The following is a 19,906-nucleotide window of genomic DNA, read 5'->3' as shown; positions in this document are numbered from 1 at the left end:
CAAAAAAATGTATTTATACACACTAATTTCACTCACTCTAAAACAAGAATAACTATTCTAATATAATTATTTTTTGGACATTAGTTCAATTTTTCATTCTTCATTTTAGAGATTCATACAAAAGTTAGTGTTTTAAGTAGAAATATCCTCTACTTTTAAGTTGTCGCTGCAGCCTTTAATTCTTTCTTAATTTCTACACAACGTCCTGGTGTAGGGAAGAGCTTACCTGCATTTAAAAGATTCTTAGGATTGAAGACTTCACGAATATCTGTTTGAGCGATAATCTCTTCATCTTTAAAAACAAATCGCATCTCTTCTTTTTTCTCAATTCCCACTCCGTGTTCCCCAGTTATGGTTCCACCGACATCCGCACAAATCTGTAAACAAGCACTACCTGCTTCTAGAGCTTTTTCTGTCTCACCTGGAATTCTTGCATCAAAAAGAACAAGAGGGTGAAGATTTCCATCTCCGGCATGGAAGATGTTCGCGATACGTAGCTGATATTTTTCGCTAATATCGTTGATCCCTTTTAAAACCACTGGCAACTTACTTCTTGGAATTACTCCATCTTGAACTAAATAGTCTGGTGAGATGGCTCCCATTGCACCAAAGCCAGTTTTTCGGTTTGCCCACCATCTACCACGCTCAGCCTCATCTTGTGCCACTTTTACTTCTCTTACATTGCGCTTTTTACAAACGTCTAGAATCTCATTTATTTGCTCGTCAATACCTGCTGAAATGCCATCTACTTCAATGAGTAAAACCGCTTCAATATCCCTGGGATGACCGACAGGGAACGCCGCAGCTTCAACACCTTCAATAGCCACTTTATCCATCATTTCAAGTGCTGCTGGGACGATTCCAGCAGAGATAATATCGGATACGGCTTGACTTCCGTCTTCAACTTTATCAAAGTACGCAAGAACCGTTTGCTTGGCTTCAGGGTTTTTCAAAATTCGAACTGTAATCTTTGTTACAATTCCTAACGTACCTTCTGATCCTGTTAGTAATCCCAGCAAGTCGTATCCAGGAGCATCCGCAATTCCGTCTTTCCCTATTTCAATGATTTCACCATTTGGTAAAACGACCTCTAAACCCAGAATATGGTTTGTGGTTACCCCATACTTTAGACAGTGAGCTCCCCCTGCATTTTCGGCAACATTACCACCGATTGTACAGCAATACTGACTAGATGGGTCTGGCGCATAATAGTATCCTTTATCAGATATTGAATTTGTTAGCTTCAAATTTACAAAGCCAGGCTCAACAACCGCACGTCTATTCTCCAGATCAACACTGATTAATTTTCTCATTCTTACTAGACTAATAATGACTTCTTCGTTTATCGGAATGGCCCCACCACTAAGACCTGTTCCCGCTCCTCTAGCAAGAAACGGAAGATCATTTGCTGTACAGTATTTAACGATTTCGGCCACTTCTTCTGTATTTTTAGGGAAAACAACAGCCTTTGGTAAATGCTTATGAATCGTAAATCCGTCACAATCATAGGCTACTAAGTCCTCTTTCTTGTAAAGAATAGAGTTAGGTTTACTTACAAGTTTTGCTAGATTAATAATATGTTTATCATTGGTTTTAAGCTTTACGGCCATTATTTCCCCTCCTTTTGCTCATCTTCTTTTTTATAAGCCCAATCTAGTAACTGAACCGTATGGACGATACGTTGATTCTTACCATACTTTTTAACACCCATTGCCATTTGAAGCATGCAACCTGGGTTCCCCATTGAAATCATCTCTACATCTTCTGGAACATTCTCCATTTTGCTTTCAAGGACTGCGTTTGCCATTTCTGGATTTGTAATATTGTAAATCCCTGCGCTACCACAGCAACGATCAGCATTTGGCATATGTACCATTTCGACTCCAGGAATGGAGATTAATAGATCACGAGGTTCTTGACGCACACCTTGCCCGTGTGCCAAGTGGCAAGCATCATGATACGTAATACGTGTATTTAACTCTGCTTTCGGCTTCTCATAACCTGTCTCATATAAGTGTTTGGAAATGTCTTCAACCTTTTTGGAAAATTCCTCTGCTTTTTCATGCATTTCCGGATCATCTGGGAAAAGTTCTGCGTATTCTTTCATCATACAACCGCAACCAGCTGCGTTAACAATCACCTTTTCATAATCCTCAAACGCTTCCATGTTTTGCTTAGCTAGCTTTCTTCCCATCTCTCGATCACCAGCATGAACATGAAGGGCTCCACAACATGTTTGTTTTTGTGGAATGACAACATCATTTCCATTTCGTGTTAACACGTTAATTGTCGCTTCATTAATTTCACTGAACATGACGTCCATGATACAGCCTGTTAACATCGCAACTTCCTGTTTTGTTTCCCCTTTAGCCTTAATGACTTTTTCATTTTTATATTTTTTACGAACTGGCTCTTTTACCTCAGGCATAATCGCTTCCATATCAACAAGGTGCTGAGGCATGATATTGATTAATCCAGTTTTTCTTACTACCTTCTGCATTCCGCTCTTTTGATAAAATTTTAGTAGGCTACCAAGTGAGTTCAATCGATTCTGGTGTGGGAATAGTCCCTCCAAAAACACTTTGCTTACAGCGCCCTTTACCCCTGTTAATGGCATTACTTGACGAATTTGTCCCCGTGCTTCTTCAATTAATCCACCTACATCCACATCCGCTGGACATGCAGTTGTACAAGCTCGGCAATCCAAGCACGCAAACACAGGATCCATAAAATGCTCATTTACAGTGAGTTTTCCTTCGGCTACTGACTTTATTAGGTGTACTCTTCCACGAGGGGAATGCTGCTCCTGCCCTGTTTGTTCATAGGTTGGACAAGACTCTAAACACATTCCACAGTGAACACAGTCGGCCCACTTATTTTCATCAGGATGATCTTTTAATAAATAATTACTTAGGCCGGTCGAACAAGCTGGGTCTGAATTTAAATCTACTTCTCTAATACTCAACTTTATATCCCTCCCACAAACCGTTTAGGATTAAGAATACCTTTTGGATCTATTTTTGATTTTATGCCCTCTAGCAAGATGAAATAAGAAGGGGTTTGCCCCCAAACATCTATCTTCTGACGTAAAACAAAAGGTAAGTGCTTAATAATCACATAACCTCCGAGTTGCGAAACAGACTCTCTAAGTTGATGGATAGCAGAGAGGATATCCTCACTTGCCCCTCTCAAATGCAGGGTACATAGGCCGTGACCTAAACCACCATGAGCATCAATATGAAGATTATATGAATCCTGAAGAAGTTCACTCTCTTTAATCACTTTTAAAACATCAAGGTTTTTAACCCCAATTTTTAAAGACGCTTCGGTTTCTTCCTTCAACTCATACACAGCACCATTCGGTCCAATCTTATAAAAGCTCTCCCAGAAGTTTCGGGCTTCACTTTGTGCATACACCATAAGTTCCGTCCCAGTAGGTTGCATCTTCTTAACAAATTCCTCCTGGTAATGAACAGAGCTCTCAACATCTTGGAAACTTATCGCAAGGCTGTATAATTCTTTATCAATCAACTTTGAGGATAATGGTGGACTAAGCAATTCGAGAGTTACTGGTTCCATCATGGAATCTAAAAGCTTTACAACAAATTCTCTTATTTGTTCATGACTACCGTCTGGAAAAGATAGAAGAATGAGACTTTCATATTTCGGAAGTGGTCGAAGCTTTACGGTTACTTCAGACACAACACCTAGAGTTCCCATAGATCCAATGAAAAGTTTGTTCATATCATAACCAGCAACATTTTTAACAACCTTTCCACCAGAGCGAATAACAGTACCATCTGGGTAGACAGTTCTTAGACCAATCACAACGTCTCTAGCTGATCCATATCCTAAACGCTTGGGACCGCTTTCATTCGCTGCAATAATTCCACCAATTGTAGCGTGCTCCGGCCATGAAGGATCTAATGAAATTGTTTGGTTATACTGAGCTAGGTAATCCTGGACCTCTTTAAAACTAGTACCAGCCTTAACGGTTAAAGTCATATCCCCGACTGTATGCTCTACAATACCTTTGTATTCAGATAATGAAAGCTCAATATCAGCAGATTCAGTTAGACCACCGAAGCCTCTTTTTGTTCCACCTCCTGTAATCGAAAGTCTTTTCTCATGATCATTTCCGTACTTTAGTACACGGGAAATTTCCTCTTCTGTTCTAGGAAATACGGTTACCTCCCCCGTGTTCCCTAAGGGTCTGCTCTCCCCTGGCTTAATCTGGTCCTCAGATACAAGCTCCTTTAATTCTGTAACTAAGTTCGTTACGATCATTCCTTGCACCTCCGCTGTTTCGTAATAACAAACACCATTCCGGTTATGTCTCAAAAAATTTTACACCTTCTGTAAGATGCTACTTTGCAAAAGCTGTTCCACTAAATCTAAATGTTCAATCATTGATTCTTTTGCTCTCTGTGAATCTCCCAAAGTAATCGAATCAAAGATTTTCCGATGTTGCTTCTCAATACTAGCTACCGTAATTTCATCCTCTTGAATAAATTGATGAAAGTCCATCATTGCTTTTTTCAATGTATTAGAGATGAACTGAACCATTTGAACCATGATTTCATTACCCGTTGACTTAGCGATGGTTAAATGAAAATTATAATCTGACTCCCACCCGTTAAAAGACTTATCTGAAAGAATATGACTTAAATTTTCTAAATCTAATTGAGACCTGTTTAAAGCGGCTAACTCCGCAATTCCTGGTTCTAACACTTTCCTTACTTGAAAAAGTTCCCTTATATCCCCTGAGCTAGGAAGTAATAAATGATTGTTAAATATCTTCTTTGAGTCAAACTCACATATGTAGGTGCCTTCCCCTTGTTTTACTTCAACAGCCCCTCTGCCTTTTAATGTCGTAATGGCATCACGTACCGCTGACCGTCCTACTCCAAATAAGTCACAAAGTTCTCTAACAGATGGAAGCTTTTCACCAGGTAAAAAGGATCCTGATTCAATCATTTTTTCAATTTGTTCCACTACTGAATCTGAAACTTTTTTTGTTGAGATTTTTTCTACGTTCACAAATTCACCACCTTATCAAAGAATAATCTTTAGAAATCAATTCCGTTCAGACATCACATATCTGATATGTTATATGTTTACAATTATTAAACCACTCTCATGCATGATTTTCAATAATTTTTTGAATTTAACAAACAGTCAAAATGTTATAACTTAAATTGGTTTCTTCAAAATCACTGGGAGATTTTTTTGAAATAAAAAAATGTTTGACAATATGCTTGGAAACCACATATAATTTATCTTAAATTAAGTTATCTCGAATTAAAGATAATTTAGTTCAAGATAAAACAACTAAAAACATTTTTGGGAGGAATATATAATGACAAAAACAAATTGGGTAGTTGACGCAGCACATAGTAGTATTGATTTTTCTGTAAAACATATGATGATTTCAAATGTAAAAGGAACTTTTCATGATTTTAGTGCAACAGTTGAAGCAGATCCTTCAGATTTAACTACAGCATCCATCGAATTCAGTGTAGATATTGCAAGCATTGATACTCGTAACAAAGATCGTGATGGACACCTTGTTTCAGCTGATTTCTTTGATGCGGAAAATCATCCTAAAATGACATTTAAGTCTACTTCTATTACTGCAAAAGGTGATGGAGAATACGATGTGACTGGTGACCTTACAGTACGAGGAACAACTAAATCAGAAACATTCTCTGTTGTGTTCGAAGGTCAAGGCAAAGACCCTTGGGGCAATGAAAAAGTTGGTTTTAGCGCTGACGGTGTGATTAACCGTGGGGACTATGGTTTAACATGGAACTCTGCACTAGAAACAGGTGGCGTATTAGTTGGTGACAAAGTAAAAATTTCTCTTCAAATCCAAGCTCAAAAGGCTTAATTATATGAGGTTAAAAATACAGGTGAACGTATCACCTGTATTTTTTATGCTTACATATATTTTACTCCGGTTTAGAATAAATACTCACAAATCCAAAGGTAATTTTATCTTGGGATTTTTTGAGTGTCTTAATAACAATATAAGAATAAATAAAGTAAATTGGAAAAACACTTATTTCCTTTAATGTTACCTTCTAAATTGTTGATACTAATTAAGAAGGACTGATATAAAAAGCTTACAGGACATAAATTTAATTTTGTCTTTATGTGTAATAGAAAGGACTGGTTACTCATGCTAACCGATAAGCAAATTACTCAATTTCAACAACAGCTTCAAAGCCAAAAGAGTGATCTTGAAGAGCGCTTTGAATCCAATGAACATTTTGACTTAGTCTATGGTCATGCCCATGAATCAGTTGGTGAGTTATCTAGCTATGATAACCATCCTGCTGACGAGGCTACAGAGTTGTATGAAAGAGAAAAGGATATAGCATTAAATGAACACTATCGTAATGAGTTAGGAAATATAACTCACGCTCTTCAAGCGATTGAAAAAGGAACATACGGAAAATGTGAGGTCTGCGGGAAAGAGATACCTTTTGAACGATTAGAGGCTTTACCGACTACAACTTACTGTATTGATCACACACCTGATAAAGTCACTTCTCACGAACGGCCACTAGAAGAAGGGGTATTAATGCCGCCGTTTGGGAAGTTTGATAATGATGAAAAGGATGAATCGGTTTCCTTTGATGCTGAAGACAGTTGGCAAGAGGTTTCAAGCTGGGGTACATCGGAAACTCCATCGGACCTTGCTTATCCTAACATGGATCACTATAACGATGTTTATATCGAAAGTGGAGAAAATGTAGGATATGTCGAAGATTTCGAAAATTTTGTTGGAGTAGATATTGAAGGGAAAAACATTACTGTTTATCCGAATAAGCAACACGAAAAGTATGAAGATGCCTTAGATGAAGAAGGAATCATGACAACTTTCGGAGATTTACCTGCTTTTGAACATGATCCTTATGTTGAAGTCGAAGAAGAAGACCCAGGAAGAAGAAGTAGCCCACTTAGCGGCCGATCTCCTGACCAATAATAATCAAGCCATGAAAAAGGACAATGTTCAGTCATTGTCCTTTTTTATGGCTGTTTTCGCATAGATTGTTGTTATTTTGAGTTAGTTCTTCATCAATACTTAGATGAGAAGAAACATCAAAAAGCCCTACTGCCGGCTTTTTCAAAAGGCAGTTTCTTCTTACTTCATGGCATCTTTTCTTCCCAAAATAAAGAAAACAGTATCATAATCCGTTTAAAAGCATTTTAAAGTACTTAAATAGCAACAAAGTTTACTACAGAAGCCTTTTTGTTTATATAAGCAACTCATATACTTCGTTTAGCTCATGTGACCTCTTCTCATCCTGTTCTTCGTTTGCATGTTCAATTTCTTCTTTTAAGATGTCGTTTAAAAAACTAACCTCTTTTTCAGATAACGTTCGAACAAATGAAATTTCTGTATCGTAATCATATTTTTCAATTCTTTTATAGATTCCTTCTGCTGTGTCAGAGCGGTCTGTGTAATTTGATAAAATCTCTCTTAAGTATCCTAAAGGTTTATTCATTTTAAATCCCCTTTTAAAGAATTTTATTCCACATCCATAGAATGCTCTTAATCAGTAATAAATTATGTATGGTCTAAGACTTCTATCAACTCCACTCCGAAAATTACTGCATATCATTCCCATTATGATTTATTTATTTCAGCACACCATAATACATATACGAACATACTGAGGTGTAGAAAATGGGAAGATTTCTTTTAATCGTTGGAGCTGTTTTTATAGTAGCTTTCGGAGCATACATGCTTTTTCAAGGTTCTACTACTAAAGATGAAGCTAGACAATTTAATGTAACAAGCATTGAGCAATATCGCCCAAATGAGTTGGATACAACCTTATTGAATATTAACAGTGTGCGTGATACTTCCCTCTTAAATGAATTTCACTCAAATGAAGATATTCGCACCATCGTACACAATAAAGAGAAAAATGAAAGTCATTTCCATGAACATCAGGCAGTTGTAAAATTCAAGCAAAAACCTTCGAAACGTGAATTAGACAAGATGAAAAAGGATATAGATGGCGACTACAAAGCGAAGCTAAACTTAATGTATGAATTCAAAAGTAATCGTCTAAAGACCGTTGAACTAGTTCAGTATTTTCGAGAGAACCCAATTGTTGAATTTGCAGAGCCGAACTATATATTTTTACAAAACCAAATCACGGCACCCAATGATATTTTTTATACAGAAAGATATCAGTGGAATTTACCTGCAATTGAAATAGAAAAGGGTTGGAACATAACAAGAGGAAAGAAGGATGTTATTATCGCGGTGGTGGATACAGGCGTTGACCTTAATCATCCTGATTTAAAAAGAAGGCTCACAAAAGGGTATAACGCAATCGATGATAATCATAACCCTGATGATGATAATGGACATGGCACACATGTTGCAGGCATCATTGCTTCTGAAACAAATAATCGTGAGGGAATGGCTGGTGTTACGTGGTTTAATAAAATCATGCCAATAAAAGCATTAGGCAAGGACGGGTATGGAAGTTCCTACGATATTGCAAACGGGATTATTTGGGCCACTGACCACGGAGCCGATGTCATTAATTTAAGTTTAGGAAATTATCAACCAGCTACCATGATGCATGAGGCTATATCCTATGCATTTAAAAACGGAGTTGTCCTTGTGGCAGCATCAGGTAATGACAACACGGACCAACCTAGTTATCCAGCTGCTTTTGATGAAGTGATTAGTGTTGGCGCTATAAGTTACACAGGCCATAAAGCAAATTTTTCAAACTACGGCTATTATATCGATGTAACAGCACCGGGTGTTGAAATTCCAAGTACGTATTTCCAAAATCGATATGCTGCATTATCTGGTACTTCCATGGCTTCTCCCCACGTAGCTGGACTAGCTGGCTTGTTACTCTCTGTAAACCCTGAGTTAACCAATAAACAAATACATCGAGTCCTTCAAAAATCCGCTTATGATATGGGGCCACGGGGGCATGATGAGTATTTTGGCTATGGCTTAATAGATGTGAATGAAGCTTTAAGGATTGCTGAGGATTTATAATATAAGGCTCTTTTCGTAAACTTTGTTGCTATTTAAGTACTTTAAACTGCTTTTAAACGGGTTATGGTACTGTTTCTTTATTTGGGAAGAAAAGATGCCACAAAGCAAGAAGAAACCGCTTTTGAAAAAGCCGACAGTAGGGCTTTTTCATGTTTCTTCTCATCTAAGTAATGATGAAGAACTAATTCAAAATAGCAACAATCTATGCGAAAACACCCTAATATAAAAGTGTACGAGTCGGAAGTTTCGTACACTTTTTTTCGTTTATGAGTTTGATTATCAATCTCTTGCCTCACTAGAAGCATACTAAAAAATGGATACTCTTTTAAGAATGGGGATACAAAAGATTAGTTTATAGTTTTTTGTTTTAGTCAATAATGTTGACATTTAGAACCTTGAGGTGAAAGGTTTGTCAAACGATTTATACTCTAGCTTTTTAAGACTCCCACTTATCATTCGAACGTTAATTATTGCTTTGTTGATTATTTTCTCGTTTGGAACCATCGTCTATCTTATTGAACCAAGTACTTTTCCAACTTTATTCGAGGGAATATGGTGGGCAATTATCACCGCATCCACCGTTGGATATGGAGATTTTGTTCCACAAACAGTTCTAGGAAAGATTATTGGAATTACTCTCATTCTAGTAGGAGCTGGGTTTGTTTCAACCTACTTCATCACTCTTGCTACTTCAGCTGTAACTAAACAGAATGAGTACTTAGAGGGGAAACTAATGTTTAAAGGAAAGAATCATTTTATTGTAGTAGGTTGGAATGAGCGGTCACGGGAAGTTATTAGTTCTCTATTACATAGCGATCGGACCCATACAATTGTTTTAATTGATCAAACACTTGAAAGTAACCCGTTTTCAGACCACCATGTGCACTTTATTAAAGGAAGGTCTAATCAAGATGAAGTTCTGATAAAGGCTAATATTCCTCACGCTGAGAAAGTATTGATTACCGCAGATCAAAATAAAGATGAACTACATGCCGATATGCATTCAATATTAACGTTGCTAGCCATAAAAGGAATCAATAGCCAGGTATATTGTATAGTTGAAATTTTAACCGCTGAACAAGTGGCAAACGCAAAACGTGCCGGAGCGGATGAAATTCTCCAATCTAATATCATGTCGAGCTACATCATGGTGAACAGCTTTAAAACTGAAGGGATTGTGAATTCGTTTATTCATCTGCTAGATGAAATAAATGGTAGTAGATTGAAATTCACAGCAACTGGAGAATATGCAGGAAGGACGTTTCAAGAGATTTGTACCGATCTTTTAAATGAACACAAGCTTTTAATTGGCATTAAAAGAGGAGAAAACACAATTGTGAATCCTCCTCAACACACTGTTATTGAAGACAGTGATGAATTGTTTATTATCTCAGACTAAATGAATTAGGTACAAGGAACCCAAAACTCTAAAAGCCTTATTCGTTAAGCAAAGTTGCCTCTAATTCGGAAACAAGTGACTTCCCTAAATCTACATATTTCTCGGGGAAGCTCGCATCTTTATCCACTGGCTCTGAGAACTGATTAAAAGATGCTGAACGATTCCATGTAAATGCATGGTCATCTAAGCCTCTTTGGTATTTATGGGATAATAAAAAGGGTCTATCCATAGCTACAGTACACCCGTTAGAATCTAACTGCCCATCAATAGCATGGAACGGTACACGAAGAAATTGATACCCTACTTCATCATCTATTTTATAATCAAACGATCCGTGATCGTATTCCCAGTTTCCCCCTATGGTATATCCTAACGGTTTCAATAGCTGCTCTAGCTTATATAAATCAAAATGTTTTCCTTCAACTTTAGAAGGTATCTCAATCATATCAATACCCCTTTCAAGATTTACTAGTAAAACGGCTAGCTTCTATTACTTGTTAAAGCTTTTTCAAAATCTATTCCATAGCCGATTTCACTTGTCTTTGTTTTAGTTTCTCCGAAAAAAAAAGTGTTAGTCACAAGTTGACTAACACTCTTTTTTTGCTAATTTTATGAGTTTAAGCGTTTCTCCAGTTCTGCTTTTTTCTCTTCGAAGCCTGGTTTTCCTAGAAGGGCAAACATATTTACTTTATATGCCTCAACTCCAGGTTGATCAAATGGATTCACTCCTAGTAAATAGCCGCTCATTGCACATGCTTTCTCAAAGAAATAGACTAAATATCCAAATGTATATTCATCGAGTGCAGGAACCGTTACGATTAAATTTGGCACCCCACCATCCGTGTGAGCAAGCATGGTTCCTTCAAACGCTTTATTATTGACAAAATCTACAGATTTTCCAGCTAGATAATTTAATCCATCTAAATCATTATCTGCTTCTTCAATCGTTAATTCATGACGTGCTTTTTCAACCTTAATAATGGTTTCAAATAAGTCACGACGACCTTCTTGGACATATTGCCCTAATGAATGTAGGTCTGTAGAGAAGTTGGCAGATGAAGGAAAAATTCCTTTTTGATCTTTCCCTTCGCTTTCACCAAATAACTGCTTCCACCATTCAGAGAAGTATTGTAATCCTGGCTCATAATTGATAAGCATTTCAATTGTTTTCCCTTTGTTATAAAGGACATTACGTACTGCAGCATATTGGTAAGCTAGATTCTCTTCTAACTCTGAGCTTGAGAAATCTTCTCTCGCTTGTGCAGCGCCTTTCATCATTTCGTCAATATTTGCTCCACTCACAGCAATTGGTAAAAGCCCTACAGCTGTTAATACTGAGTATCGCCCTCCAACATCATCAGGGATAACAAAAGATTCATACCCTTCCTCAGTTGCTAGCGTTTTTAAAGCGCCTCTTTCCTTATCTGTTGTAGCAAAAATACGTTTGCGCGCTTCTTCCACTCCATATTTCTCTTCTAGAATTTTTCGGAAAATACGGAATGCGATCGCTGGTTCAGTTGTAGTTCCAGATTTGGAAATAACGTTAATGGAGAAATCTTTTCCTTCTAATAAATCCATAACGTCATTTATGTATGTAGAACTAATGTTGTTACCAACAAAAAGAATTTGTGGAGTTTTACGCTTATCTTTCGAAAGAGCGTTATAAAAGCTATGTTGTAACATTTCTAAAGCAGCACGTGCACCAAGGTAAGATCCACCGATCCCAATAACTAAGAGAACGTCTGAATCATTTTTAATTTTTTCAGCCGACTTTTGAATACGTGAAAACTCTTCTTTATCATAATCAACCGGTAGGTCAATCCATCCTAAAAAGTCGCTACCAGCTCCTGTTTGTTCATGTAATGAATGATGAGCAACCTTAACAAAATCACGTAAGTATGTAACTTCCTGCTCTCCGAAAAAACTTAGTGCTTTCGAGTAATCAAAGCGAACATGTGTCATGTATGGGCCTCCATTATATTTTTTGTTTAAAGTTGTATTTAAAAGGAGATGCATTCTACGTAAGTTTTTGACAAAAACCCTTAAGCTAAATACCTCCCCTATCACTTTACCCAATGCGCTTACAGTAATCAAGAAATGTCATGTAATGTAAGCGTGTCCAATTATGACATATTTTTTACTTATGTTTTTCAAAGCTCTTTAATACTTTCATACCCTATTTTATTCTAACCAACGCACGAAAAAAGAATCCTTTCCAAAGAGAAGTATTTGTTTTTGCAAACTCTTAATTATATTATATAGTGCCTTATTTTTATGCCATATAATTATAAGATTCGTGTTCTTCTGCACCTCCCTCCACAGAAGGATACCTACTTGATTACTAGCAATGAACAAAAAAAAGCGTGTAAACTCAGGATAAGTTTACACGCTTGCGTTTATTAAAGTGATGCTCTATAAATCGCTAAAACATCATCATGCTTTAACTTTTTAAAGTTACCGAACTCGCCATTAACCATTGCTTTATCCGCCATTAGTTCAAGCTGACTATCGTCGATTTCATAATCTGCTAGGCGAGATGGAGCACCAATGCTGTTCCAGAACTCACGTAACTTCTCAATGCCTTCAAGTCCAGCCTCTTCGTCTGTTTTCCCTTCAGGATCCACGCCAAATACTCTTACTGCTAACTGTTTAAAGCGCTGTGGATTCACACTTAAATTATGTTTCATCCAATTAGGGAAAAGGATTGCTAATCCTCCGCCATGAGGGATATCGTAGACCGCTGAAACGGCATGCTCAATATTATGTGTTGCCCAATCTCCTCTGTAGCCCATTGAAAGCATCCCATTCAAAGCCATTGTCCCATTATAAAGAATGGTCGCACGATGTTCGAAATTTTCAAGGTCTTCTAAAAGCTTAGGTGCCGTCTCCATCACTGTTGTAAGTAGTGATTCACACATGCGGTCTTGAAGTAATGTATTTTCTTCGAGATGGAAGTAATGCTCAAACACATGAGACATCATATCCACGATTCCATAAACCGTTTGATCTCTAGGTACTGTGAAAGTATTAACAGGATCGAGAATAGAGAATTTAGGGAATGTTACCGGGCTACCCCATCCATACTTCTCTTTTGTTTCCCAATTGGTAATAACAGAGCCAGCATTCATTTCAGAGCCAGTTGCAGCAAGCGTTAAAACGGTTCCAAATGGCAATGCTTCTTTTGCAAATGCTTTTTTGGTAACTAGATCCCAAGGATCACCATCGTACTTAGCACCTGCGGCGATTAGTTTTGTGCAGTCAATTACACTGCCTCCACCAACTGCTAGTATAAGTTCAACTCCATTCTCTTTACAAATTTCAACCCCTTTTCGAGCTGTAGAGAGACGTGGATTCGGTTCTACTCCAGGCAATTCAAATACTTCAGCACCAATTTCAGTTAATAGGCTAATGACATTGTCATAAAGGCCATTACGCTTGATGCTTCCGCCTCCATATACAAGTAGTACTTTCTTTCCGTATTGAGGCACTTCATTCTTCAGTTGCTCTAGCTGTCCTTTTCCAAAAATTAATTTTGTTGGGTTCCAGTATGTAAAGTTTTGCAATGAAATCATCCTCCTTTTCATCTTTATTATGTTCTAATCAAATCACTTTTGCAAAAAATTGGACTTAAAAAAAATTAACTATTAGTTGATTTTTTAGACGTATAATCTGTAAAGCTTTGGTCAACATAAAAACGAATCCATATAATAAGGAGGATACATCATGAGCACAATTCAACGTATAGCACTAGTTCTTACTATTATTGGTGCCATCAACTGGGGCTTAATTGGATTCTTCCAATTCGACCTAGTAGCAGCAATCTTTGGTGGACAAGATTCAGCACTATCACGCATCATTTATGGATTAGTAGGTATCGCAGGTTTAATCAATCTAGGACTTCTTTTCGCACCAAGTGAGGAAAGAGAAAGAGAACCAGAAGCAAGACCGACAAGATAATAGAGACGCAAAAAATCCTTGCACTAGCTAGTGCAAGGATTTTTATTGTTTATAACTGCAACTCTTTTCAAATTATGATTAAAAAGATTAGCTTAGTACCTTCTTAATACGGTCAATTGCCCAGTCTAAGTCTTCTTCACTTATCACAAGTGGAGGAGCAAAACGAATAACTGTATCATGAGTTTCTTTACATAGTAAGCCTTCTTCTTTTAGTTGTTCGCAATATTTACGAGCTGGTTCTGTTAATTCAACCCCAATAAATAGACCGCGACCACGGACTTCTTTAATGATTGGGTTGTTAATTTCTTTTAATTTACTTGCAAAGTATTCACCTAACTTAAGTGAACGTTCAGCAAGCTTTTCTTCTACAAGTACATTAAGTGATGCTACGGAAACAGCACAAGCCATCGGGTTTCCACCAAACGTAGAACCATGTGAACCAGGGTTAAAAACGCCAAGTACATCTTTGTCAGCAACAACACAAGAGATTGGGAATACGCCACCACCAAGTGCTTTACCTAGAATATACATGTCAGGATTTACATCTTCCCACTCACAAGCAAACATTTTTCCAGAACGAGCAAGACCCGCTTGAATTTCATCAGCAATGAATAATACATTGTTTTCTTTACAAACTTCGTATGCTTGCTTCATGAAACCTTGTGGAGGAATTACAATTCCAGCTTCCCCTTGGATCGGTTCAATTAAGAATGCTGCTGTATTAGGAGTAATAGCCGCTTTAAGTGCTTCTAAATCTCCATAAGGAATTAGCTTGATTCCTGGTAGCATTGGACCAAACCCACGCTTGTATTCATCTTCAGATGATAAAGACACAGCTGTCATCGTACGGCCATGGAAGTTACCTACACACGCGATAATTTCCGCTTGATTGTCAGCTACCCCTTTCACATCATAAGCCCAACGACGAGCAGTCTTAACTGCCGTTTCAACAGCTTCTGCACCCGTATTCATTGGAAGTGCCATATCTTTTCCTGTTAACTTACAGATTAGCTCATACCAAGGTCCAAGTTGGTCATTATGGAAAGCACGAGATGTTAATGTTACACGGTCCGCTTGGTCTTTTAGTGCTTGAATGATTTTCGGATGTCTGTGGCCTTGGTTAACAGCCGAATAAGCACTTAACATATCCATATACTTATTGCCTTCAGGATCTTCTACCCACACACCTTCTGCTTTTGAAATTACGATTGGTAGTGGATGATAGTTGTTTGCACCATATTTTTCAGTTTGCTCAATAATTGTATTTGTTTTTGTCACTTTCATTCCTCCATTCCATTAACTTTAAAACAGTTTTACGGAATTATTTGCGTTCGTTTGTTCTTTGTTAGCGGTTTTCTGATTTAATTTGCGATTCTTTGTGGTTTATTTGCGTTTCTTTGTGATTTATTTGCGTTTCTCTGTGATTTATTTGCGTTTCTTTAGAATATATTTGCACTAATTTTTTTTTATTGCTGAGAACTCCCTTAACACCTAACTAACTATATTAATACATTTCAGAAGTTGTCTTAGCTTGCATGTGAAGTAGTAAATAGTCTGGTCCACCTGCTTTAGAGTCTGTTCCTGACATGTTGAATCCACCAAATGGTTGGTAACCTACGATTGCACCTGTACAGCTACGGTTGAAGTATAAGTTTCCAACGTGGAAATCTTCACGAGCTTGCTCGATGTGCGCACGATTTCTTGTAATAACCGCACCAGTTAAACCGTACTCCGTGTTGTTTGCAATTTCAATCGCTTCAGTGAAGTTTTTAGCCTTAGTGAATCCAACAACTGGTCCGAAGATTTCTTCTTGCATTAAGCGGTCGTTAGGTTGAAGGTCTGCAAATACAGTCGGCTTAATGAAGAAGCCTTTAGAGCTGTCCCCTTCTCCACCTGTCATTAATTTACCTTCTTGTTTCCCGATTTCTACATAGCTCATAATTTTATCGAATGCGCTTTGATCAATAACAGGACCCATGAATGTGCTCTGCTCTTCAGGGTTTCCTAATGTTAATTCATTCGTTAATTCAACGACACGATTTAACACTTGATCGTATACGTCTTCTACGATTACCGCACGTGAACAAGCTGAACATTTTTGTCCAGAGAATCCGAACGCACCAGCCACAATCGATTGTGCTGCTAATTCAAGATCTGCATCGTTATCTACAACGATTGTATCTTTTCCGCCCATTTCAGCGATTACACGTTTTAGCCAGATTTGACCCTCGTTAAGTTTTGAAGCACGTTCAAAAATACGTAAACCAACATCACGAGAACCTGTGAATGAGATGAATCGTGTATCTTTGTGGTCTACTAAGTAGTCCCCAACTTCTGCACCGCTTCCTGGTACGAAGTTAAGTACGCCTGCAGGAAGACCTGCTTCTTCCATAACCTCAACAAACTTCGCTGCAACGATTGGAGTAGTAGAAGCAGGCTTTAATAGTACTGTGTTACCTGATACGATTGCTGCTACTGTTGTACCAGCCATGATGGCAAGTGGGAAATTCCAAGGAGAGATAATTACGCCTACTCCTAAAGGAATGTAATCATAACGATTGAACTCGTTAGGACGGCTGTTTACTGGAACGCCATCTTTAATTGCTAGCATTTGACGAGCATAAAATTCTAAAAAGTCGATTGCTTCTGCTGTATCCGCATCCGCTTCTTTCCAAGGCTTACCCGCTTCTTTAGTTAAAAGAGCAGAGAACTCATGTTTACGGCGACGGATGATTGCTGCTGCTTTGAAAAGGACATCTGCACGAGTTTCCGGCTTCACTTTCTTCCAAGTTTTGAATGCCTCAACTGCTGATTGCATTGCTTTCTCAGCAAGGTCACGGTTTGCTTTTGATACACGACCGATCACTTCTTCTTTATTAGATGGATTAACTGAAACAATTTTATCTTCAGTCGAAATGCGCTCTCCACCAATTAATAGGTCATAATCTTGACCTAAGTACCCTTCAACTGTTTTTAACCCTAGTAGATAACCTTCACGCTCTTTTTCGTTCGTGAAATCTGTAAATGGCTCATGTTTATATGGTTGTACCATCATTTAATCCCCCTAAAATCAAATTTAAATGTATTCCTCTTTATTTATAATGCAAAATCTATGCCAACATTAAAAGCATGATTATGTACATAATGCTTCATACAAATGCAAATATAGTTTGCACTTTATTTCAATTCCTAACTATCTAACGCAAAATTTTATTGCACCAACTAATCTTTCGCCTTTAAAATATAGTTAATCATGCAAAAAAGGAGCTTTACAACAATGAATAAAAAATTGTTGGAAGAAGTCCAACTAAAGAATCGTATTTATCAAAAGATATTGGATGAAATAGACGTTGGTGTTCACGTTATAAATTCAGATGGAAAAACTATGATCTACAATAAAAAGATGCGTACCATTGAAGGGATGAATATTGAGGATGTACTAGATAAAAATCTTCTAGATGTCTTTTCTTTTCATAAGAATGAGGATAGTACTCTACTCCAATCCCTTCATAAAGGAATCAGAATTAACAATGCAAAACAAACTTATTTCAATAATAAAAGACAAGAAATTACAACAATCAATAATACTTTCCCTATAGATGAGGATGGCACGCGTGTTGGTGCAGTTGAAATTGCTCGTGACGTTACGAAGCTAGAAAAAATTATTAGGGAAAATATCTTGAATAAGGGTGACACGAAATATACCTTTGATAGCATTATCGGACTAAGTGAAGAGATTAGAGAGGTTGTAGAAGCAAGCAAAAGAGCTACTCGCACAAGTTCTTCCGTACTGATTATTGGGGAGACGGGAACAGGAAAAGAGCTTTTTGCACAGAGTATACACAACGGAAGTAATCGATCTGCTATGCCGTTCATTTCCCAAAACTGTGCTGCATTACCTGATAGTTTAATTGAGGGGCTTCTTTTTGGAACTAAAAAGGGAGCTTTTACTGGATCTGTCGAAAGACCTGGTCTTTTTGAGCAAGCACATGGGGGCACTTTACTTCTTGATGAAATCAACTCTCTTAACCCAGCTTTACAAGCAAAACTGCTTAGAGCTATTCAGGAAAAGACCGTTAGACGAGTCGGAGACACAAAAGATCGTTCAATTGATGTCCGTATTATTGCAACCATCAATGAGGATCCAATTGATGCAATTTCAGAAGGGAGACTGCGAAAAGATTTATATTACCGTCTAGGAGTTGTTTCACTTTTCATCCCACCTCTAAGGGACAGAAGGATAGACATTCGCTCTTTAGTCCAATTTTTTATAGATAAATACAATCATTTATTCGGTATGAATGTCTCTGAGATAGACGAGGATATTTTAGAGATGTTCATGCAGTATGATTGGCCCGGGAACGTTCGTGAACTAGAGCATATTATCGAAGGGGCCATGAATTTAATGGACCAAGAAGATACGCTGCAATACTCTCACCTTCCTATCCAATATCGAAATAAGCGCCAATTTAAAAATGAGGCCACCAGTAAAGCTAACGACCTGCTTATCCAAAAAGGAAAAGATATCAAACCACTCGAACAGTATATGGAGGAAGCAGAAACGTATTATTTAAAAAAAGTTCTACAGCATCACGATTACAATATTACGAAATCAGCGAAAGCACTTGGAATGAGTCGCCAGAACCTACAATATCGATTAAAGAAATATGAGATTTCAAAAAGCTAAAGGTGTGCTGAACTTCCCCGTAATTCTTAGGTGATTCCTGTCAATTATGGGCTAGTTCAGCTCAAAAAGAAAAAACCGAGGATATTGTCCCCGGTTTAGATTGCCGCTCAAATTATCTTTGTGATTGCTCAATCCACTCTTGAAGTTTGTCCTTAAGGGTGTTGAAGCCTTGTGGTGTTTCATTTGTGTCTTGTTGAACTGCTGCAGCAGCTTGACGTCTACGAGGCTTTTTTGCTTTAGGTGCTTCTGTTTGAACAGGAGCTTCTTCTGTTGCACGAATAGAAAGACCGATTTTTCCAGCTCCCTCATCAACTGAAAGAACCTTAACCTTTACTTCGTCACCTACTTTAAGGTGCTCGTTGATATCTTTAACAAATCCGTGCGTAATTTCTGAAATGTGGACAAGTCCTTGTGTATTCTCATCTAAAGATACAAACGCTCCATAAGGTTGAATCCCCGTTACTTTACCATTAATTACACTGCCTACTTCGATCTTTTCTGTCATGTAAACACTCCTAAATGTAAATTTATTTATACTTTTTATATCTAACTCTGCTGACCCGTACTTTGTCCGAAGAGTTCGTTTCCTTGGTAAAATCTTAAAATAAAAGCCCTATCCGTAAGATTATATCTACCAAGAAAGATTCACTTTATACGCAATTAAAGATTATACCACAAACTGAACATTTTTACAAAAGCTCAAAATGAACATGATTTATTAATCATCCCTTTTTAATAAGGAGAGTGACATAAATCTACACTTTTATGCCAAATCATAGTAATATGAAATTTCAACTGCAAGCGAGTGTGAACAACTAAT

Annotated in this window: 17 protein-coding genes; 6 read left to right on the top strand and 11 right to left on the bottom strand. The window is 37.6% G+C overall.

Annotation, left to right across the window (positions count from 1 at the left end; all coding sequences use genetic code 11):
* Nucleotides 1-155: 155 nt before the first annotated feature.
* From ACFYKX_RS17630 to ACFYKX_RS17615, 4 genes are read right to left on the bottom strand one after another with little or no spacing between them, the layout of a single operon-like run.
* Nucleotides 156-1,610: an FAD-linked oxidase C-terminal domain-containing protein gene (locus ACFYKX_RS17630; protein ID WP_389362389.1), complete on the bottom strand. Its 1,455-nt coding sequence runs from the start codon at nucleotides 1,608-1,610 to the stop codon at nucleotides 156-158.
* Complete coding sequence (locus tag ACFYKX_RS17625) at nucleotides 1,610-2,965, bottom strand: (Fe-S)-binding protein (RefSeq protein ID WP_389362388.1); 1,356 nt, start codon at nucleotides 2,963-2,965, stop codon at nucleotides 1,610-1,612. Before ACFYKX_RS17625 ends, ACFYKX_RS17630 begins: the two co-directional genes overlap by 1 nt.
* A 2-nt stretch (nucleotides 2,966-2,967) precedes the next feature.
* Nucleotides 2,968-4,287: an FAD-binding oxidoreductase gene (locus tag ACFYKX_RS17620; protein ID WP_389362387.1), complete on the bottom strand. Its 1,320-nt coding sequence runs from the start codon at nucleotides 4,285-4,287 to the stop codon at nucleotides 2,968-2,970.
* A gap of 60 nt (nucleotides 4,288-4,347) precedes the next feature.
* Nucleotides 4,348-5,040: a FadR/GntR family transcriptional regulator gene (locus tag ACFYKX_RS17615; protein WP_389362386.1), complete on the bottom strand. Its 693-nt coding sequence runs from the start codon at nucleotides 5,038-5,040 to the stop codon at nucleotides 4,348-4,350.
* Nucleotides 5,041-5,359: 319 nt separating this feature from the next.
* Here ACFYKX_RS17615 and ACFYKX_RS17610 point away from each other — a divergent pair, with 319 nt between their 5' ends.
* On the top strand, nucleotides 5,360-5,890 hold the full coding sequence (locus ACFYKX_RS17610) for a YceI family protein (protein ID WP_389362385.1): 531 nt from the start codon (nucleotides 5,360-5,362) through the stop codon (nucleotides 5,888-5,890).
* A gap of 291 nt (nucleotides 5,891-6,181) precedes the next feature.
* Entirely contained in the window at nucleotides 6,182-6,991 is an 810-nt protein-coding gene (locus tag ACFYKX_RS17605; protein ID WP_389362384.1) for a TraR/DksA C4-type zinc finger protein, read from the top strand.
* 271 nt (nucleotides 6,992-7,262) lie between these two features.
* On the opposite strand, the gene ACFYKX_RS17600 is transcribed toward ACFYKX_RS17605, so the two are convergent.
* On the bottom strand, nucleotides 7,263-7,514 hold the full coding sequence (locus ACFYKX_RS17600) for a sigma-G-dependent sporulation-specific acid-soluble spore protein CsgA (protein WP_389362383.1): 252 nt from the start codon (nucleotides 7,512-7,514) through the stop codon (nucleotides 7,263-7,265).
* Between the two features lie 182 nt (nucleotides 7,515-7,696).
* Between ACFYKX_RS17600 and ACFYKX_RS17595 the strand changes: the two genes are divergently transcribed.
* Both ACFYKX_RS17595 and ACFYKX_RS17590 read left to right on the top strand, forming a co-directional pair.
* Nucleotides 7,697-9,043 (top strand): S8 family peptidase, encoded by a 1,347-nt coding sequence (locus tag ACFYKX_RS17595; RefSeq protein WP_389362382.1) that lies wholly within the window; start codon nucleotides 7,697-7,699, stop codon nucleotides 9,041-9,043.
* Nucleotides 9,044-9,452: 409 nt separating this feature from the next.
* A complete protein-coding gene (locus ACFYKX_RS17590) occupies nucleotides 9,453-10,442 on the top strand; it encodes a potassium channel family protein (protein WP_389362381.1) in 990 nt (329 codons plus the stop codon).
* Nucleotides 10,443-10,479: 37 nt separating this feature from the next.
* Here ACFYKX_RS17590 and ACFYKX_RS17585 read toward each other — a convergent pair whose 3' ends face one another.
* The 3 genes from ACFYKX_RS17585 to ACFYKX_RS17575 all read right to left on the bottom strand — a co-directional run bounded on the left by ACFYKX_RS17585 (nucleotide 10,480) and on the right by ACFYKX_RS17575 (nucleotide 14,005).
* On the bottom strand, nucleotides 10,480-10,887 hold the full coding sequence (locus ACFYKX_RS17585; protein WP_389362380.1) for a YugN-like family protein: 408 nt from the start codon (nucleotides 10,885-10,887) through the stop codon (nucleotides 10,480-10,482).
* 164 nt (nucleotides 10,888-11,051) lie between these two features.
* Nucleotides 11,052-12,404: a glucose-6-phosphate isomerase gene (locus ACFYKX_RS17580; RefSeq protein ID WP_389362379.1), complete on the bottom strand. Its 1,353-nt coding sequence runs from the start codon at nucleotides 12,402-12,404 to the stop codon at nucleotides 11,052-11,054.
* A gap of 437 nt (nucleotides 12,405-12,841) precedes the next feature.
* Entirely contained in the window at nucleotides 12,842-14,005 is a 1,164-nt protein-coding gene (locus ACFYKX_RS17575; protein WP_389362378.1) for an iron-containing alcohol dehydrogenase, read from the bottom strand.
* 160 nt (nucleotides 14,006-14,165) lie between these two features.
* Between ACFYKX_RS17575 and ACFYKX_RS17570 the strand changes: the two genes are divergently transcribed.
* On the top strand, nucleotides 14,166-14,399 hold the full coding sequence (locus ACFYKX_RS17570; RefSeq protein ID WP_389362377.1) for a DUF378 domain-containing protein: 234 nt from the start codon (nucleotides 14,166-14,168) through the stop codon (nucleotides 14,397-14,399).
* A gap of 87 nt (nucleotides 14,400-14,486) precedes the next feature.
* Here ACFYKX_RS17570 and ACFYKX_RS17565 read toward each other — a convergent pair whose 3' ends face one another.
* Together ACFYKX_RS17565 and pruA are read right to left on the bottom strand one after the other, a co-directional pair.
* On the bottom strand, nucleotides 14,487-15,683 hold the full coding sequence (locus ACFYKX_RS17565) for an ornithine--oxo-acid transaminase (RefSeq protein ID WP_389362376.1): 1,197 nt from the start codon (nucleotides 15,681-15,683) through the stop codon (nucleotides 14,487-14,489).
* A 220-nt stretch (nucleotides 15,684-15,903) separates the two neighbouring features.
* Nucleotides 15,904-17,451 carry an L-glutamate gamma-semialdehyde dehydrogenase gene (gene pruA / locus ACFYKX_RS17560; protein ID WP_389362423.1) on the bottom strand — a complete coding sequence of 516 codons (1,548 nt, stop codon included), beginning with the start codon at nucleotides 17,449-17,451 and terminating at the stop codon, nucleotides 15,904-15,906.
* A gap of 225 nt (nucleotides 17,452-17,676) precedes the next feature.
* On the opposite strand from pruA, the gene ACFYKX_RS17555 reads away from it, so the two are divergent.
* The gene (locus ACFYKX_RS17555) at nucleotides 17,677-19,086 is read left to right on the top strand and encodes a sigma-54 interaction domain-containing protein (protein ID WP_389362375.1); all 1,410 of its coding nucleotides are present in this window, start codon (nucleotides 17,677-17,679) and stop codon (nucleotides 19,084-19,086) included.
* 112 nt (nucleotides 19,087-19,198) lie between these two features.
* Here the strand turns inward: ACFYKX_RS17555 and yugI are convergent, their stop codons facing one another.
* Nucleotides 19,199-19,591, bottom strand: a complete 393-nt coding sequence (gene yugI, locus ACFYKX_RS17550) for a S1 domain-containing post-transcriptional regulator GSP13 (RefSeq protein WP_389362374.1) — start codon at nucleotides 19,589-19,591, stop codon at nucleotides 19,199-19,201.
* Nucleotides 19,592-19,906 lie beyond the last annotated feature (315 nt).

It is taken from the genome of Cytobacillus spartinae, assembly GCF_042865285.1.
Lineage (GTDB): Bacteria > Bacillota > Bacilli > Bacillales > Cytobacillaceae > Robertmurraya_A > Robertmurraya_A spartinae.
This window is presented reverse-complemented; position numbering and strand designations above follow the sequence as displayed.

Bases quoted from the DNA above. Each gene is read 5' to 3' on its own strand.
- ACFYKX_RS17630 (WP_389362389.1), bottom strand. From the start codon at position 1,610: ATGGCCGTAAAGCTTAAAACCAATGATAAACATATTATTAATCTAGCA.
- ACFYKX_RS17620 (WP_389362387.1), bottom strand. From the start codon at position 4,287: ATGATCGTAACGAACTTAGTTACAGAATTAAAGGAGCTTGTATCTGAG.
- ACFYKX_RS17610 (WP_389362385.1), top strand. From the start codon at position 5,360: ATGACAAAAACAAATTGGGTAGTTGACGCAGCACATAGTAGTATTGAT.
- ACFYKX_RS17605 (WP_389362384.1), top strand. From the start codon at position 6,182: ATGCTAACCGATAAGCAAATTACTCAATTTCAACAACAGCTTCAAAGC.
- ACFYKX_RS17600 (WP_389362383.1), bottom strand. From the start codon at position 7,514: ATGAATAAACCTTTAGGATACTTAAGAGAGATTTTATCAAATTACACA.
- ACFYKX_RS17595 (WP_389362382.1), top strand. From the start codon at position 7,697: ATGGGAAGATTTCTTTTAATCGTTGGAGCTGTTTTTATAGTAGCTTTC.
- ACFYKX_RS17585 (WP_389362380.1), bottom strand. From the start codon at position 10,887: ATGATTGAGATACCTTCTAAAGTTGAAGGAAAACATTTTGATTTATAT.
- ACFYKX_RS17580 (WP_389362379.1), bottom strand. From the start codon at position 12,404: ATGACACATGTTCGCTTTGATTACTCGAAAGCACTAAGTTTTTTCGGA.
- ACFYKX_RS17570 (WP_389362377.1), top strand. From the start codon at position 14,166: ATGAGCACAATTCAACGTATAGCACTAGTTCTTACTATTATTGGTGCC.
- ACFYKX_RS17565 (WP_389362376.1), bottom strand. From the start codon at position 15,683: ATGAAAGTGACAAAAACAAATACAATTATTGAGCAAACTGAAAAATAT.
- pruA (WP_389362423.1), bottom strand. From the start codon at position 17,451: ATGGTACAACCATATAAACATGAGCCATTTACAGATTTCACGAACGAA.
- ACFYKX_RS17555 (WP_389362375.1), top strand. From the start codon at position 17,677: ATGAATAAAAAATTGTTGGAAGAAGTCCAACTAAAGAATCGTATTTAT.
- yugI (WP_389362374.1), bottom strand. From the start codon at position 19,591: ATGACAGAAAAGATCGAAGTAGGCAGTGTAATTAATGGTAAAGTAACG.